The following is a 15,562-nucleotide window of genomic DNA, read 5'->3' as shown; positions in this document are numbered from 1 at the left end:
TCGGCATTGAGTCATGGCAGCGGTGCGATCTGCTCTAGGAGGCCGCGATGTCGCGTTCACGGGCAAACGCGCTGGCACCGTCAGCGCAAGTGCGGTAGGTAGCGGGCGCGTCACAACTTCGCCCGTCAGCTGGTGGTCCACTTGATAGCGAATGCGTTTGCGCGCAGTCGTTCTCGCGCCGTGCACGAAAACGCTGCGATTTCGTGCACGGCTGCACGTTATGCACGGCCATCGCTGCGATTTCCGTGCACAGCTGCACATTATGCGCGGCCATCGCTGCGATTTCGTGCACGGCTGCACGTTATGCGCGGCAACCTCTGTGGTTTCCTGCGCGGCTGTACGTTATGCGCGACACCGGCCGAGCGGTGGGCTGCCGTGTGCCGCAAGCAGGCTCAGAGCAGCGGCTTGATCTCCGCCGCCGCCTCGGCACCGTAGGCGTCGGCCAGGCGCTCCAGGGCGGTTTCCTTGTTGAGGGTCCACTCCTGGGTGCCCATGGTCTCCAGCACTAGGACCGCGATGAGCGAACCGAGCTGCGCCGAGCGCTCCAGGCTGAGGCCCGCGGTGTGACCGGTGAGGAAGCCCGCGCGGAACGCGTCGCCGACGCCGGTGGGCTCGACCTTCGTGGTCTCCGGGACGACGCCGACGGTGAGCTCGGTGCCGTCGCGGTCGACGATGTGCACGCCGTTCTCGCTCAGCGTGGTCACCCGGATGCCGACGCGCTGCGCGACCTCTTCCTCGCTCAGACCGGTCTTCTGCAGCAGCAGCGCCCACTCGTACTTGTTCGTGAAAAGGTATGCGGCGCCGTCGATCAGCTGCACGGCCTGCTCGCCGTCGAGGCGGGCCAGCTGCTGGGACGGGTCGGCGGCGAACGGGATGCCGAGTTCACGGCACTGGGCGGTGTGCAGCAGCATCGCCTCGGGGTCGTTGGCGCCGACCAGCACCAGGTCCAGCGAGTGCGCCTTGGCCAGGTCGCCGATGGAGATGTCGCGGGCCTCGCTCATCGCGCCCGGGTAGAACGACGCGATCTGCGCCATGTCGTCGTCGGTGGTGCAGACGAAGCGGGCGGTGTGCGCCTTCTCGGAGATCAGCACGCCGGAGCAGTCGACGCCGTGCTTCTCCAGCCACTGGCGGTACTCGGCGAAGTCGGCGCCGACCGCGCCGACGAGCAGGGGTGTGCGGTTCAAAAGCCCCATGGCGTAGGCGATGTTGCCTGCGACGCCGCCGCGGCGGATCTGCAGGTCGTCGACGAGGAAGCTGAGCGAGACGTGGTCGAGCTGATCGGCCAGCAGTGCGTCGCGGAACCGTCCGGAAAAACGCATGAGGTGGTCGGTGGCAATGGACGCGGAAACGGCGATGGACACGAGGCTGGCCCTTCAACGGTAGGCGGCAGGCGGTGCAGACCGGGAACGAAGTCCCAGCATTACCGTACCAATGTTGGTCGGCGGCTCCGAGACCTCGATGCGGTGGGGGACGCGCTGAGATCGGCGGCGGCGCGGGATGGTTGGGCCGCGGCGGGGTGCTCGTCGGCTCGGCGAGTCGCGCGAATCCTTACGGATTCCGTCGCTTCGGGTGCTGGTACAGCCGTCGGAACAGAGTTGAGTGGACTACGGCGGGATGCCCTGTGGGGGGCGGCACCGCCAGCTCGGCTCGAGCTGGCTGTCGTCCTGCGGCCACGGCACTGGGGCAGACATGCACGCAGTGGGTGCCGCTGTGAATCGGGGCCAATTCCGGCGGGCACCGCCACCCGGGGCGCTGAGGCTGAAAACGCGCAACCCCACGTGAGCAATCCTCACGTGGGGTGGGCTGTTTACGCGGTGAACCCGCTTGCGACGAGGCGGACGGGTTCGGTCAGTTGAAGGAATCGCCGCAGGCGCAAGACCCGGTGGCGTTCGGGTTGTCGATCGTGAAGCCCTGCTTCTCGATGGTGTCGACGAAGTCGATGGAGGCACCCTGGATGTACGGGGCGCTCATGCGGTCGACGGCCAGCTTGACGCCGCTGAATTCGACAACAATGTCGCCGTCGAGCGAGCGATCGTCGAAGAAGAGCTGGTACCGCAGGCCGGCGCAACCACCCGGCTGGACTGCGATGCGCAGCGCCAGATCGTCGCGACCTTCCTGGTCCAGCAGCGCCTTCGCCTTGCTGGCGGCAGCATCGGTCAGCACAGCACCGTGGGTTTCGGTGGCGGTCTCGTTCTGCACAGTCATGAACTCTCCTCGAGGAACCTGTCGTCGACCCGTGAACAGCGCACGGGTCGTGTCGGTCAACACCACTCGGCGGGCTGCTATTCCCCCATCTTGCCACCACCGCGTCCCGAGGAACACGCCACCTCCGTGACCCGCGACACCTGCGCGAATCGGACCGCATTTCCCGCCGGGTATTCCATCGAATAGCCTGGTCGATGTGAAATTGTTCCGTCGCGGCGAGTCCAGCACCACCGACGCGGCCGCCGATCAGACGGCGGTCGTGGACGGCGGCTCGGCCGCGGGCTCCACTCGCACGGCGGTCACCGCCACCGCGGGCAAGGGCCGTCCCACTCCGAAACGCCGTGACGCACAAGGCAAGCGCCGTGGCCCGGTTGCTCCAGCACCGCTCACCGCGAAGGAGGCCCGCGCCCGGCGCAAGGCCACTCGCGGCAGCAAAGAGGAGCGCAAAGCGGCCGCGGCCGAGCGCAAAGCGGCCGTCCAGGATCGGCGCAGCCGCATGCTCGCCGGCGAGGACAAGTACCTGTTGCCGCGCGATCAGGGGCCGGTCCGGGCGTTCGTGCGCGACATCGTCGATGGTCGGCGCAACCTGGTCGGCTTGTTCATGCCGATGGCGCTCGTGCTGATCCTGTCGATGTTCGTCGCGCCCGCGCTGCAAACGATCGTCACGCTGGCCATGCTGGTGATGATGTTCTTCATGATCGCCGAGGGATTCCTGCTCGGCCGGATCGTGAACGGGCGGGTCAGGGAGCGTTTCCCGGACAGTGACGACACCGGGTACAAGCTCGGCTGGTACGCGTTCGTGCGTGCTTCGCAGATCCGCAAGATGCGGGCGCCGAAGCCGCGGGTCAGTCCTGGAGACGCGATTTAGATCGACATTGACGGGTTGGGGCGCGCTTCGAGTGCCGCCGCCGATTCCCTCACGACCACGACTCAGTCTGCCTAGGCGGGTTGACAGCCTGTTGTTGTACAAGCCCTCTGAAGCAGTGCAGCTCTCGCCGCAACGCCCTGCCTGCCTTCGACCAGCGCGTAGGGCCGCCGAACATGACAGCCCGGGGCCGACGGGCCAGCAGCAACACGACCCGAGTCAGCCGGGCTAGGTCTGAGTTCAGCTCGGTCGACGCCTGCACCGTCTGGCTCCGTCGCATCCGGCGTCCGATGAGCCTCCGCGTTCGACCAGCTCGATGCAGTTCTACCAATGCGGTCGACCACCCACATGATTGCGGCCCGGCTCGGGGAATACGAGCCGGGCCGCGGTCGGTTGCGGGGACATGCGGTCAGATGTTGCTGGTTCGGCCCTGCATCGCCGACAGCTCGGCCTGCATCCGCTGCCGGTCGCGATCGGTGATGTTGGTCGAGCCGGCGGGAGCCGAGTAGTGGCTCACCAGGGTGGCGAAAGCGACGATGACTGCGAGGACGATCAGAAAAGTAATCATGGCAGTAATTTTGCGCTCGGTTAGTTACCGCCGAAAGTGGCTGAACTGACACACTTCGCAAAGATCCGGCCATTACACTGGCGGCATGCTGTCGAAGGTTGTCGTCGTCCTGTCCGAGCGCATGGCCATGTTCGAATTCGGGGTCCTGTGCGAGGTTTTCGGAATGGATCGAAGTGCCGATGGTCTCCCGTCCTTCGACTTCAAGGTCTGCGGCGCCGAACCCGGGAAACCGCTGCACTCCACCACCCCGGGCATCACGGTGACCCCGGAATACGGCCTCGCGGAGCTCGCGAAAGCGGACCTCGTCGCCATCCCGGCCGCCTCCACGAAGGACGGGTTCGATCCGCGCGTCGTCGGCGCTGTCCGCGACGCCGCGGCGGCGGGCGCGACCGTGCTGACCGTCTGCTCCGGCGCCTTCCTCGCCGGCGCGGCCGGCCTGCTCGACGGGCGCAAATGCACCACACACTGGAGTTACGTCGACCTACTCGCCGAGCGGCATCCCGAAGCGACCGTCGACCCCGATGTGCTGTACGTCGACGCGGGCAACCTGATCACCAGCGCGGGCACCGCCGCGGGCATCGACGCCTGCCTGCACCTGGTGCGCCGCGAACTCGGCAGCTCGGTGGCCAACGCGATCGCACGCCGGATGGTCGTGCCACCGCAGCGCGACGGCGGCCAGCGCCAGTTCATCGAGCGCCCCGTCGCCACCTGCACCTCCGACAGCCTCATCCCCACCCTGGAGTGGATGAACGAGAACCTCGACCTCCCACACACCATCGAGGACCTGGCCGCCCGCTCCACCATGTCCACCCGCACCTTCGCCCGCCGCTTCGCCGCCGAAACCGGCACCACTCCCGTGAAGTGGCTCACCAATCAGCGCGTCCTGCTGACCAAACACCTGCTAGAGGAAACCGACCTCGGGCTCGAACAAATCGCCACCCGAGCCGGTTTCGGCTCCGGTGCCCTCCTGCGCCACCACTTCCAGCGCCTGGTCGGCATCGCCCCCACCGAGTACCGTCGGCGCTTCGGTGCCATGCCCGAGGTAGTCGAGACCCCCGCCTGACTCCAGCAGCCGCACCCGCTCTGCGGATCCGCACCGCTCCTGGGCGCCCACAACCGGTGCAACCTCAGAGAGGCACTGCGGCCCTCGCCGCAACACCCGCCCTCAGCCTCCTCAGGCGGCTGCCGGTCCCAGCAGTCGCAACCTCTCTACGGATCCGCACCGCACCTCGGCGCCCACAACCGGTGCAACCTCAAAGAGGCGGTGCAGCCCTCGCCGCAGCATCTGACCGCCCAGTCCGGCCTTAGGTTGCTGCCCGCCTCTGCAGCCGCACCCCGTACGCGCAGCCAGCGCAACCCGTAGAAGCGATGCACAGCTCGTCGGCAGTGGCTATTCGCCCTCGCCGCACGCAACACCTGCCCCCAGCCTCCTCAGGCGGCTGCCGGTCTCAGCAGCCGCACCCTGTCTGCGGATCCGCACCGCACCTGGACGCCCACAACCGGTGCAACCCCAGAGAGACAGTGCAGCCGCGCCGCAACACCTGCCCCCAGCCTCCTCAGGCGGCTGCCGGTCTCAGCACCCGCACCCTCTCTCCGGATCCGCACCGCACCTCGGCGCCCACAACCGGTGCAACCTCAAAGAGGCAGTGCGGCCCTCGCCGCAACACCTGCCCCCAGCCTCCAGCCTCCAGCCGGCTGCCGTCTCAGCAGCCGTAACCTCTCTACGGATCCGCACCGGTCCTGGGCACCCACACCGGTGCAACCTCAAAGAGGCGGTGCAACACCTCGCCGCCCAGCACCAGACCGCCAGCCCCCGGCTCCGGCGCGTGCGACTCCGGCAGCCGCATTTCGCCCCGGATCCGCACCACTCCTCGGCACCTGCAGCCAGTGCAACCAGAGAAAGGGCTGCGAAGCTCTCCGCCGGCGCTATTCGCCCTGCACCAGGTCCCCGAAACGAGCGGGACTCTGCAGGCCGGCAGCGGACACCCGTGCCGCACCGACGCGGGCGCGGCACCGGTCATTGATACCGTGCTGACGTGTCGCACAGTGTCTCGTCCGCCGAGCCGCGCCGGACCCTCGTCCTGGGCGGCGCGCGATCGGGCAAGTCCACCTTTGCCGAGGAGTTGGCCGCCAAGGCGGTCGGTCCGGTCCGCTACCTCGCGACCGCCATCCCCGACCCCGCCGACCTCGACTTCGCCGCCCGCATCGCCACCCACCGCGACCGCAGGCCCGCCGACTGGACCGTGCTCGAAAGTGCCGACCCGGCAGCCGTTCTCAGCGCGTCGGCGACCGAAGGCACAACGCTGATCGACGACATCGGCACCTGGCTCACCGCCCGCATCGACGCCCGCAACGCCTGGGAATCCCCGCGCGGCACCGTCTCCCCCGACGCCGACGCCCTGGTCGCTGCGGTAACCGCGTATCCGAATCGCCTGGTCATCGTGAGCCCCGAGGTCGGCATGGGCGTCATCCCCGCCACCCGCTCCGGTCGGCTGTTCCGCGATGAGATCGGCACGCTGAACCAGCGGCTCGCCCAAGCCTGTGACGAGGCTTACCTCGTCGTAGCCGGACTCCCCATGCGCCTCAAGTGAATCGGATACCTGAGCGCCGCCCCGTCCGACGCCGAGCGTTCCGTTCCACACGCTCGCACAAGCCCACTCACCGCAGCCGAAGCGCCACACGGGCTGCCCGAATGAGGTCCGGTACGGCGCAGGGAGTCTCCTGCGCGCCACGTCGGCGTCGCAGCCGAGCACATCCACGCCACCGGCGCGGTCTGGAGAAGCAAGTGTCGCCGAAACCACTCCGCCAACGCGATCCCGGCACCTCGGTGTCGCCCAATCACTCCGCCGGCACGATCCTGCGCACCCCGGTGTCGCCCAACCACTCCACCGGCACGATCCCGCACACCCCGGTGTCACCCAACCACTCCACCGGCACGATCCCGCACACCTCCGTGTCGCCCAACCACTCCACCGGCACGATCGTGCACACTCCGGCGTCGCCCAACCACTCCGCCAGCGCGAGCCTGCACACCCCGGTGTCACCCAACCACTCCACCAGCACGATCCTGGCACCTCGGTGTCGCCCAATCACTCCACCGGCACGATCCTGCGAATCTGGGTGTCGTGCAGTTCACTCCGCCGAACCGATCCTGTGGACCCAGATGTCGCCGAAACGCTCCGGTCGCCGCACCTCAGCTGCAATGCGACGCCCAGCCTGCGATCGAGCGTGCCGACACCGATCGGTTGGGGGCGGCTGATGTGTGCGGCAATGTCTGCGGCGGGCAAGATTGAGCGACGTATGGGTGTATTGACCGTCCTGACCGGAAAGGCTCGACAGTGACACACGGATTTGGACCGGTGACGCCTCCTGACGCAGAGGTTCGGGCGGCGGCCGAGCGGCGGCAGGCGCAGTTGACCAAACCCGGTGGGTCGCTCGGGCGGCTGGAGGACCTCGGCAACTGGGTGGCGGCGTGCCAGGGTGTGTGCCCGCCGAAGCAGTTCGAGCGGGCCAGGGTGGTGGTGTTCGCCGGGGATCACGGCGTTGCGCGGCACGGGGTTTCGGCGTATCCGAGCGAGGTCACCGCGCAGATGGTGGCGAACTTCCTCGGTGGTGGTGCTGCGGTGAACGCACTCGCCGTCGTCGCGGGCGCCACCGTGCGGGTGGCGGACATCTCCGTGGACGCCGAGACCGATTCGCTCATCGCCAGGCACAAGGTGCGTCGCTCCAGCGGCGCCATCGATCGCGAGGACGCGCTCACGCTCGCCGAGGTGGCGTCCGCACTCGCCGCCGGTAAGGCGATCGCCGACGAGGAGATCGACGCGGGCGCCGACGTACTCATCGCAGGCGACATGGGCATCGGCAACACCACACCCGCCACCGCCCTCATCGCGACGCTCACCGATACCGAACCCGTCGCCGCCGTCGGCCGAGGCACCGGAATCGACGACGCGGGCTGGGCGCGCAAGGTCGCCGCGATCCGCGACGCCATGCGCCGAGCCCGTCCCGTAGCCAAGGATCCGGTCGAACTGCTGCGAGTCGCCGCGGGCGCCGATTTCGCGGCCATGGCCGCATTCCTGGCTCAGGCAGCCACCCGCCGCACGCCCGTCATCCTCGACGGCGTAGTCGTCACCGCCGCCGCCCTGGTCGCCGAAGATCTGGCCGCAGGAGCTTCGGCCTGGTGGCTGGCCGGCCACCGCTCCACCGAACCCGCACACAACCTCGCCCTGCAGCGCCTCCGCCTGGACCCGCTCCTGGACATGAACATGCGCCTAGGCGAAGCATCCGGCGCCCTCACCGCCCTCCCCCTCCTCCGCGCCGCAGTCGCCACCCTCGCCGAGATGTCCACCTTCGCCGAAGCGGGCGTCAGCACCGCCGACACCGACACAGCCGACAACACCGACCTCACTATCCCCGCCGACACCGCCGACGCCCCAGGACTCACCGCACCCACCGACACCGCCGATCTCACTGCGGCTCCCGACACTCCCTCGGCGACACCGGATTTGCGGAAATGAGTGCCTGGCTGTCGCTGGCCGAAGCGCCCGCCACCGGGTTCGGCGAACCCAGCGGCAGCCACGGTGCCCTTGTCGCACAGCGTTTTCCGATCACGAACGGTGCGGCATCCCCCAGGTTCGTCGCCACTATCAATGAGGATCGGGCCATTGCGGCACAACATCTTCCGCTTGCAGGTTGGGCGACGTCGACCGGGATCTATGCAGCTATCGGCAACGATCGTGTCGGCGCGGCACAGCATCCTCCGGCCACAGTCCAGACGACGTCCACTGAGTTCTTCGAGCCCAGTTGCGGTCGTAGCACCCTTGCCGCACAGCACCTTCTAATTGCGGATTGGGCGACCCCCACCAGGCCCGACGTCCCTCGTGGCGACCATCGGGTCATTGCGGCACAGCATGTTTCGACCGTAGACCGGGCGACGTCGAACGGACAGGGCAGTTCGCGCCTGTCGGGTCCGCGAGCATGAACGGGCTACGACTCGCGGTGTCATGGCTCACCGTTTTTCCGGTGCGTGGACCGGAGACGGTCGATCGGGTAGCGGCTGGGCGGGCAATTGCGTTGGCGCCGTTGGTCGGTGGGCTGCTCGGGGTGGGGGCAGCGGGGCTGCTGTGGGTGCTCGTTTGGGTGGGGGCTAGTCCGGTGCTTGCCGGGCTGCTGGTGGTCGGGGCGTTGGCGTTGATCACGCGGGGCATGCACCTGGATGGGCTTGCCGACACGATGGACGGGCTCGGCAGCTACGGTCCGCCCGAGCGGGCCAGGCATATCATGAAGAGTGGCGGAGCTGGGCCCTTTGGCGTCGCCGCCCTCGTGTTCTCGGTTGGCGTCCAAGCGGTTTCGTTCGCCGCACTGGCCGAGGCCGACCGCTGGTTCGCCGTCGCACTGGCGGTCACCGTCGGCCGCATCGCGGTAGTCCTCGCTTGCCGCAAGGGCATCGACGCCGCGCCGGACACCAGCTTCGGCGCCCTCGTCGCCGGCACCCAGCACCCGTTGACCGCCGCCCTGTGGTCCGCCGCGGCTCTCACCGCCGCGATCTTCGCCACACCGGACCACTGGCAAGGCCCCCTCGCCATCCTCATCGCCCTCACCGCCGCGACCATCCTCGTCCGCCACACCGTCCGCCGCTTCGAGGGCCTCTCCGGCGACACCCTAGGCGCCGCCATCGAACTCACCGTCTCCCTCACCGCCGCCACCCTGTCCCTCTAACGGACACTCCACGAAACGGGACCACTGCGGGCCGCCTATCCACACTCCGCCGCCCCCATTGGCCACCAACAAACCCCAACGCTGACACCCAACGGGACATGACGCAGCCCCACCCGCACTCCACCACCACGTCCCCACTGCCACCAATGCCGACATCCAACGGGACACCGCGCTACCCCTACCCTCACTTCGCCGCCACGAGGTCCCACTGGCCACCAATGCCAACGCCCAACGGGACACGACGCAGCCCCCACTCACACTCCGCGGCCACCACGTCCCATTGGCCACCAACAGACCCCGACACTGACACTCCACGGGACATGGCGCAGCCTCCACTCACACTCCGCGCCACCGGGGCGGCGGTGAGCAACAGCAGCACCGCGGTCATCCGGGCCGTGGTGAAATGCCGTGCGACGGCCGGTACTTCGTCGAGCGCATGCACCGCATCCACCACGCGATCGACCGCCGCGAGCTGCCTGGCCAGTCCGAAGACGGCACTCAACACCGCACGATCGGTCCGCCAGGTCCCACTGGCCGCCAATGCCGACATCCAACGGGACACGGCACAGCCCCCACTCACACTCCACCGCCACCGGGGCGGCGGCGAGCAACAGCAGCACCAATGTCATCCGGCCCGTGGTGAAATGCCGTGAGGCGGCCCGTACTTCGCCGAGCGCGTGCACCGCATTTACAACGCGATCGACCGCCGCGAGCTGCCTGGCCAGTCCGAAGGCGGCACTCAACACCGCACGATCGGTGCGCCAGGTCCCACTGGCCGCTAACGCTGACATCCAACGGGACACGGCGCCCGCACCATCAGCTCTCGGCTGCCACCACGTCCCGCTGGCCACCAATGCCGACGCCTAACGGGACACAGCGCAGCCGCCCGCACTCCACCGCCACCACGTCCCACCAACGCCGACGCCCAATGGGACACGGCGCAGCCCCCACTCACACTCCACCACCACGTCCCAACGGCCACCAATGCCGACATCCAACGGGACACAGCGCAGCCCCCACCCGCACTCCACCACCACCACGGCCCACTGACCATCCATGCCGACGCCCAACGGGACACAGCGCAGCCCCCACCCGCACTCCACCACCACCACGTCCCACTGGCCATCCATGCCGACGCCTAACGGGACACGGCGCAGCCCCCAACCCGCACTCGCACCACCATTCGCCACCAACAAATCTTGATGCCGATGCCGATCCCCAACGGGCATAGCGAAGCCCCACTCGCACTCTGCCGCCACCGTGGCCCGTTGACCATCCACAAGGACGCCCACCGGCACATGGTGGAGCCCACTCACGTCTTGCCGTCCATCACCCCCCGTTGACCATGGACAACTCCGGCCTGACACCGATCAGATCGGCGCGACAGGCCGCCGCACGACGTTTCGAATACCACGAGCAGCAAGACATGACGCAGCCCCGGCGCGCGCATCGCTGCAGCCACGTCCCATTTACCATGGCCTGCCTAGACATTCCGCCGACTGTCGCATCGGCACTACCAGTCGGCACTCGAGCGCAGCCTCGCCCGCATCTTCAGGAGACATGCTTACGGCATCACCCGAGTGGCGGACACCACACCCTCCCCCGATATCCATCAACCCCAACTGAGCGCTCGTCCAGTCGTTTTGCGAACCCTCACCTTCGGCGCAGCAAACAATTTGTGCCTGTGGCGCGCGGATCGTCTGGGTCGGGCAATAAGGTGGGCGGTATGTCTTCTGAGCGCTTGTATTTTCGCCAGCTGTTGTCGGGGAGGGACTACGCCGTCGGCGATCCGATTGCGACGCAGATGAGAAATTTCGCGTATCTGATCGGTGATCAGGAGACCGGCGAATGTTTGGTGGTCGATCCGGCCTACGCGGCGGCGGATCTGGTGGATATCGCCGAGGCTGACGGGCTACGGCTGACCGGTGTGCTGGCGACCCATCACCACCCGGACCACGTGGGTGGAACGATGCTCGGATTCACCCTGGGCGGTGTCCGCGAATTACTCGAAAAGACAAGCGTCCCAGTGCATATCAACGCGCAGGAGCTTTCCTGGGTGGCCAACGTCACGGGCATCGCACCGAGCGAACTCACCGGCCACGAGCACGGCGACAAAGTCAGCGTCGGCACCTTCGACATCGAACTGCTGCACACCCCCGGCCACACTCCGGGCAGCCAATGCTTCCTGTTCGACGACCGCCTCATCGCGGGCGACACCCTGTTCGTCGACGGCTGCGGCCGCACCGACTTCCCTGGCGGCGACTCCGACGAAATGTTCCGCAGCCTGCGCTATTTGGCCGAATTGTCCGGCGACCCGGTCGTCTACCCCGGGCACTGGTATTCCGAGGAGCCGCACGCTCCGCTCTCGACTGTCCGGGACAAAAACTACGTCTTACGCCCGAAGACTTTGGACGAGTGGCACATGTTCATGCCCAGCTGATTCGACTGGCACACGGGCGGGAAATCCACCCGCCCGACAACCATGCGCTCGAAACGCCGGGGCTGAATCTGACTCAGGCATGGCATTCGCCACGAAACCGCCGCAATCTGCGCGCCGGACCGAGCTGAGTGGCACACCATTGCGGCGAATCGCGAGAGACCCGCACCATGGTGTGCCACTCACCGAACTACATCGTGCGCATCCACCCATGGATGTCGGCGAAAGTCCCCCGCTGGATACCGGTAAGAGTGTCGCGCAGCGCCATGGTGACCTCGCCGGGCTCACCCCCACCGATGGTGAACTCACCGTCCGCGGACTGAACCCAGCCGACCGGAGTGATCACCGCAGCGGTTCCACACGCGAAAACCTCGGTGATTTCCCCGGATTCGGCACCCTTGCGCCATTCCTCGACCGACACCTTGCGCTCTTCGACCGGGAACCCGGAGTCGGCGGCCAAAGTGAGCAGCGAGTCGCGAGTGATGCCGGGCAGCAGCGCACCGGACAGCTCCGGGGTAACCAGGCGAGCTTCCGAACCGGACCCGAACACGAAGAACAGGTTGTTGGTCCCCATCTCCTCGACGTAGCGGCGCTCGCAGGCATCCAGCCACACCACCTGATCGCAACCCTGCGCCGTAGCCTCGGCCTGCGCGAGCAGCGAGGCGGCGTAGTTACCGGCCACCTTGGCCTCACCCGTACCGCCGGGCGCCGCGCGCACGTACTCGTTCGACAACCACACCCGCACCGGCTTGACCCCGCGCGGGAAGTAGGCGCCGGCCGGGGAGGCCATGAGCAGGTACTTGTAGCCGGCGGCGGGCTTCACGCCGAGCCCGGCCTCGGTGGCGAACATGAAGGGGCGCAGGTACAGCGAGTCTTCGCCGCCCGCGGCGGGCACCCAGTCGCGGTCCACCTCGAGCAGCTGACGCACGGACTCGATGAACAGTTCCTCCGGCAGTTCGGCCATTGCCATCCGGCGGGCGGAGCGGCGGAACCGCGCGGCGTTCGCGTCGATGCGGAAGCAGGCCACGCTGCCGTCGCCGTGCCGGTACGCCTTCAGGCCCTCGAAGATGGCCTGTCCGTAGTGGAAGACCATGGTCGCGGGGTCGAGGGGCAGCGGGCCGTACGGCTCGACGCGGGCGTTGGTCCACTCGCCGTCGGTGTAGTCGATCGAGACCATGTGGTCGGTGAAGAACCGCCCGAACCCGGGCGCCGCCAGTACCTCTTGTCGCCGCTGCGCCGGAGCGGGCGCAGGATGCGGGACACGGGCAAACTGTGCAGCAACGGTCATGTGCCTGATCCTAGCCAAGCCACATTCAAGCTTTGCGCCCGATCGGCCACCTCACCGCAGAACTTCCCGCGACCGCCACCACGCGCCCACCACAATGCACCGTGCGCCCCGATTCGCCGCAGGAAACCACACCGGTCAGTACGCATTCTGCGCACCCACCGACCCGCCACGCCGCGACTTTCCGCGTGACACGCCGTCTTCCGCAGTGCCCCGCCGCGAATCTCGGAAGGCCGCAGGTTGCGATCCGCGCCCCGCCGACGGCAAGCAGCAGTCCCATGCACCACAAGCAACAGTTCCCTTACCGCGCACGCGAGCGGTAGTCGGCTTGCCGAGGCCCCCGACGGGCGCGGCAAGCGCCCACGGCCCGACGGTTGTCCCCGCGGTCGGCGCCAGCACGAGCAGCAGCCCGATGCCGACAAGGGTGATCAGCAACCCGATCAAGATGAGATTGCGGCCGAGCCGGGGCGAGCAGACGCCACATGACCGTCGACTCGGAGAGCAGCACGCCTACGAAGACAGGTCCGCACCGGGAGGCGCGTACTGCTTGCCGCACGACAGATCCCCGCGCGGCAAGCAACCACACCTACTTCGTGTTGGTCTCCACGAACGGCGGCCGGATGACCTCACACCGGAGCCGACGTCCACGAACATCCACCTCGACCTCGGTACCGGGCTCGATGCCCGCCTCGGTGTCGAGCAAGGCAAGCGCGATGCCGATCTTGAGAGTCGGCGAGAACGTGCCGGAGGTGGTCTCGCCGACCGGCTCCCCATCACGCAGCACCGTCTGCCCTTGCCGCAGCACGCCGCGGTCGAGCGCTTTGAGCCCCAACAGAGTTCGGCGCGGCCCGGCCGACTTCTCCTGCTCCAGTGCGGCTTTGCCCCAGAACTCGGGCTTCTTCCACCCGACAGCCCAGCCGGTGCGAGCCTGAACCGGGGAAATCTCCAGGGACAGTTCATGTCCGTGCAAGGGGTAACCCATCTCGGTGCGCAGCGTGTCACGGGCACCGAGACCCGCAGCCTGGCCGCCGGCGGCACGCACCTGCTCGACGAGAGCTCGGAACAACGGCTCGGCGTCGGCCCAGCGGGGCAGCAGTTCGTAACCGTGCTCGCCGGTGTAACCGGTGCGGCACACGCGGACCGGGCGTCCGTCCCATTCGGCGTCGGCGTAGGCCATGTACTCCATGTCGGTGGGCAGGCCGAGCGCGGTGAGCACCTCGGTCGAGCGCGGACCCTGCACCGCGAACACCCCGTACTCGCGGTGCTCATCGGTGACCGTGATGCCCTCGGGCGCCACCTTCTGCAGTTCCGCGACCACCGCCGCGGTGTTGGCCGCATTGGGGACGAGGAAGATCTCGTCGTCGCTCACGTAGTAGGCGATCAGGTCGTCGATCACGCCACCGTCGGGCGCGCAGCACAGCGTGTACTGCGCCTTGCCCGGCCGGATCCGGCCGAGGTCGTTGGTGAGCGCCGAGTTCACGAAGGCCGCCGCGCCCGCACCGCGCACCGTCGCCTTGCCCAGGTGGCTCACGTCGAACAATCCGACCGTGGTGCGGACCGACTGATGTTCGGCCACCGTCCCCTCGTACGAGACGGGCATTTCCCACCCGCCGAACGGCGCGAAAGTCGCCCCCAGCTCGACGTGTACACCATGGATAGGGCCTTGCAGCAGGTTCGAGTCGGTCACCCGGCGAGCTTATCCGCCACCCGCAACCGCCGTCCCCACTCCCGCCCCGACTCCGTCTGAGCCCTCAGACGGAGCCCGTCGAGCGGGACATGAGCGCGGCTCGCCGCCGTCATGTCCCGCTCGAATTCACCCGCGGAACCACATCGGACGAATGGTGGGTCCGTTCTCGGGGAGGTCGTGGGTGGTGCCGGTGGCGGCGAACCCATTGCGGGTGTACAGCCGGGCGGACCGCTCGGTGCTCGCTTCGAGGTAAGCGGGCAGCCCCGCCGAGGAAGCCGCCTTCGTCCGATCGGCGAGAATCGCCCCACCCGCCCCTTTCCCGCGATGCTGCGGCACCGTGACAATCACCTGCAGATACCAGTGCGGGAACTCCCGAGGATGCGAGCTCGCGAGCAGGTCGGTCAGCACGGCCACCCGCTGCAGCGGACGCACATCGGGCACACTCGCTGCCATAGCGCGCGCCTCGACGGCCTCCGCCTCGAACCGCTCCATCGAATCCACCCGCTGCCAGATCGACACCGCCCAGATCTCCGATCCGGTACCGGCGAGCCATATCTGGTCGTCACTCAGCGCACGGTCGATGAGACCGGGCACGTACTGCGCGCTGAACTCGTCGACGGGATACCCGTCGAGCACCCATTCCGTCACCACCTCATCCGGGCTGGCGATGCTGTACGCCTCGATCACCGCGTCGCGATCCTGTTCGCCCGCCTGCCGAACCATGATTTCCATCCGCTGACCCTTTCGTCGTGAACACCGTGTGCTTCCGCCAACGTAGGCAGGTCAGCGCGGCATCG

General features: G+C 67.9%; 15 protein-coding genes and 1 pseudogene. 6 read left to right on the top strand and 10 right to left on the bottom strand.

The genetic code is table 11. The features are described from left to right. Nucleotides 1-392 precede the first annotated feature (392 nt). Nucleotides 393-1,361, bottom strand: coding sequence for a carbohydrate kinase family protein (locus IBX18_RS20150; RefSeq protein ID WP_107655102.1), 969 nt, complete (start codon nt 1,359-1,361; stop codon nt 393-395). 487 nt (nt 1,362-1,848) lie between these two features. Then, entirely contained in the window at nt 1,849-2,205 is a 357-nt protein-coding gene (locus IBX18_RS20145; protein WP_069165132.1) for an iron-sulfur cluster assembly accessory protein, read from the bottom strand. A 259-nt stretch (nt 2,206-2,464) separates the two neighbouring features. Between IBX18_RS20145 and IBX18_RS20140 the strand changes: the two genes are divergently transcribed. Beyond that, on the top strand, nt 2,465-3,073 hold the full coding sequence (locus tag IBX18_RS20140) for a DUF3043 domain-containing protein (RefSeq protein ID WP_306796353.1): 609 nt from the start codon (nt 2,465-2,467) through the stop codon (nt 3,071-3,073). 406 nt (nt 3,074-3,479) lie between these two features. Here the strand turns inward: IBX18_RS20140 and IBX18_RS20135 are convergent, their stop codons facing one another. Beyond that, the gene (locus tag IBX18_RS20135) at nt 3,480-3,638 is read right to left on the bottom strand and encodes a hypothetical protein (protein WP_194835159.1); all 159 of its coding nucleotides are present in this window, start codon (nt 3,636-3,638) and stop codon (nt 3,480-3,482) included. A gap of 85 nt (nt 3,639-3,723) precedes the next feature. Here IBX18_RS20135 and IBX18_RS20130 point away from each other — a divergent pair, with 85 nt between their 5' ends. Then, on the top strand, nt 3,724-4,701 hold the full coding sequence (locus IBX18_RS20130) for a helix-turn-helix domain-containing protein (protein ID WP_194835158.1): 978 nt from the start codon (nt 3,724-3,726) through the stop codon (nt 4,699-4,701). A 973-nt stretch (nt 4,702-5,674) separates the two neighbouring features. Continuing rightward, nucleotides 5,675-6,229, top strand: coding sequence for a bifunctional adenosylcobinamide kinase/adenosylcobinamide-phosphate guanylyltransferase (gene cobU / locus IBX18_RS20125; RefSeq protein WP_194835157.1), 555 nt, complete (start codon nt 5,675-5,677; stop codon nt 6,227-6,229). Nucleotides 6,230-6,476: 247 nt separating this feature from the next. On the opposite strand, the gene IBX18_RS20120 is transcribed toward cobU, so the two are convergent. Beyond that, the gene (locus IBX18_RS20120; protein ID WP_194835156.1) at nt 6,477-6,695 is read right to left on the bottom strand and encodes a hypothetical protein; all 219 of its coding nucleotides are present in this window, start codon (nt 6,693-6,695) and stop codon (nt 6,477-6,479) included. A 281-nt stretch (nt 6,696-6,976) separates the two neighbouring features. Here IBX18_RS20120 and cobT point away from each other — a divergent pair, with 281 nt between their 5' ends. Both cobT and IBX18_RS20110 read left to right on the top strand, forming a co-directional pair. Further along, a complete protein-coding gene (gene cobT, locus IBX18_RS20115) occupies nt 6,977-8,155 on the top strand; it encodes a nicotinate-nucleotide--dimethylbenzimidazole phosphoribosyltransferase (protein ID WP_194835155.1) in 1,179 nt (392 codons plus the stop codon). A 460-nt stretch (nt 8,156-8,615) separates the two neighbouring features. Further along, nucleotides 8,616-9,356, top strand: coding sequence for an adenosylcobinamide-GDP ribazoletransferase (locus IBX18_RS20110; protein WP_194835154.1), 741 nt, complete (start codon nt 8,616-8,618; stop codon nt 9,354-9,356). 184 nt (nt 9,357-9,540) lie between these two features. Here the strand turns inward: IBX18_RS20110 and IBX18_RS20105 are convergent, their stop codons facing one another. The 3 genes and pseudogenes from IBX18_RS20105 to IBX18_RS20095 form a co-directional block, all read right to left on the bottom strand. Continuing rightward, nucleotides 9,541-9,906 carry a tetratricopeptide repeat protein gene (locus IBX18_RS20105; protein ID WP_228541506.1) on the bottom strand — a complete coding sequence of 122 codons (366 nt, stop codon included), beginning with the start codon at nt 9,904-9,906 and terminating at the stop codon, nt 9,541-9,543. A 49-nt stretch (nt 9,907-9,955) separates the two neighbouring features. Then, nucleotides 9,956-10,147: pseudogene (locus tag IBX18_RS20100) on the bottom strand (tetratricopeptide repeat protein); the annotation flags it as partial. 72 nt (nt 10,148-10,219) lie between these two features. Further along, the gene (locus IBX18_RS20095; protein WP_194835153.1) at nt 10,220-10,486 is read right to left on the bottom strand and encodes a hypothetical protein; all 267 of its coding nucleotides are present in this window, start codon (nt 10,484-10,486) and stop codon (nt 10,220-10,222) included. 596 nt (nt 10,487-11,082) lie between these two features. On the opposite strand from IBX18_RS20095, the gene IBX18_RS20090 reads away from it, so the two are divergent. Further along, nucleotides 11,083-11,796 (top strand): MBL fold metallo-hydrolase, encoded by a 714-nt coding sequence (locus IBX18_RS20090; protein ID WP_107655095.1) that lies wholly within the window; start codon nt 11,083-11,085, stop codon nt 11,794-11,796. Nucleotides 11,797-11,983: 187 nt separating this feature from the next. Here the strand turns inward: IBX18_RS20090 and IBX18_RS20085 are convergent, their stop codons facing one another. The 3 genes from IBX18_RS20085 to IBX18_RS20075 all read right to left on the bottom strand — a co-directional run bounded on the left by IBX18_RS20085 (nt 11,984) and on the right by IBX18_RS20075 (nt 15,497). Next, nucleotides 11,984-13,081 (bottom strand): branched-chain amino acid aminotransferase, encoded by a 1,098-nt coding sequence (locus IBX18_RS20085; RefSeq protein WP_194835152.1) that lies wholly within the window; start codon nt 13,079-13,081, stop codon nt 11,984-11,986. Nucleotides 13,082-13,664: 583 nt separating this feature from the next. Next, nucleotides 13,665-14,765 carry a glycine cleavage system aminomethyltransferase GcvT gene (gcvT, locus tag IBX18_RS20080; RefSeq protein ID WP_194835151.1) on the bottom strand — a complete coding sequence of 367 codons (1,101 nt, stop codon included), beginning with the start codon at nt 14,763-14,765 and terminating at the stop codon, nt 13,665-13,667. Between the two features lie 126 nt (nt 14,766-14,891). Then, nucleotides 14,892-15,497 (bottom strand): GNAT family N-acetyltransferase, encoded by a 606-nt coding sequence (locus IBX18_RS20075; protein ID WP_194835150.1) that lies wholly within the window; start codon nt 15,495-15,497, stop codon nt 14,892-14,894. Nucleotides 15,498-15,562 lie beyond the last annotated feature (65 nt).

It is taken from the genome of Nocardia sp. XZ_19_369 (genome assembly GCF_015355715.1).
Taxonomy (GTDB): domain Bacteria; phylum Actinomycetota; class Actinomycetes; order Mycobacteriales; family Mycobacteriaceae; genus Nocardia.
Note: the sequence above shows the minus strand (reverse complement) of the source record. Positions and strands in the feature narration are given on the sequence as shown.

Bases quoted from the DNA above. Each gene is read 5' to 3' on its own strand.
- IBX18_RS20075 (WP_194835150.1), bottom strand. From the start codon at position 15,497: ATGGAAATCATGGTTCGGCAGGCGGGCGAACAGGATCGCGACGCGGTG.
- IBX18_RS20090 (WP_107655095.1), top strand. From the start codon at position 11,083: ATGTCTTCTGAGCGCTTGTATTTTCGCCAGCTGTTGTCGGGGAGGGAC.
- IBX18_RS20145 (WP_069165132.1), bottom strand. From the start codon at position 2,205: ATGACTGTGCAGAACGAGACCGCCACCGAAACCCACGGTGCTGTGCTG.
- IBX18_RS20105 (WP_228541506.1), bottom strand. From the start codon at position 9,906: ATGTCGGCATTGGCGGCCAGTGGGACCTGGCGGACCGATCGTGCGGTG.
- IBX18_RS20130 (WP_194835158.1), top strand. From the start codon at position 3,724: ATGCTGTCGAAGGTTGTCGTCGTCCTGTCCGAGCGCATGGCCATGTTC.
- IBX18_RS20110 (WP_194835154.1), top strand. From the start codon at position 8,616: ATGAACGGGCTACGACTCGCGGTGTCATGGCTCACCGTTTTTCCGGTG.
- IBX18_RS20085 (WP_194835152.1), bottom strand. From the start codon at position 13,081: ATGACCGTTGCTGCACAGTTTGCCCGTGTCCCGCATCCTGCGCCCGCT.
- IBX18_RS20135 (WP_194835159.1), bottom strand. From the start codon at position 3,638: ATGATTACTTTTCTGATCGTCCTCGCAGTCATCGTCGCTTTCGCCACC.
- IBX18_RS20095 (WP_194835153.1), bottom strand. From the start codon at position 10,486: ATGGATGGCCAGTGGGACGTGGTGGTGGTGGAGTGCGGGTGGGGGCTG.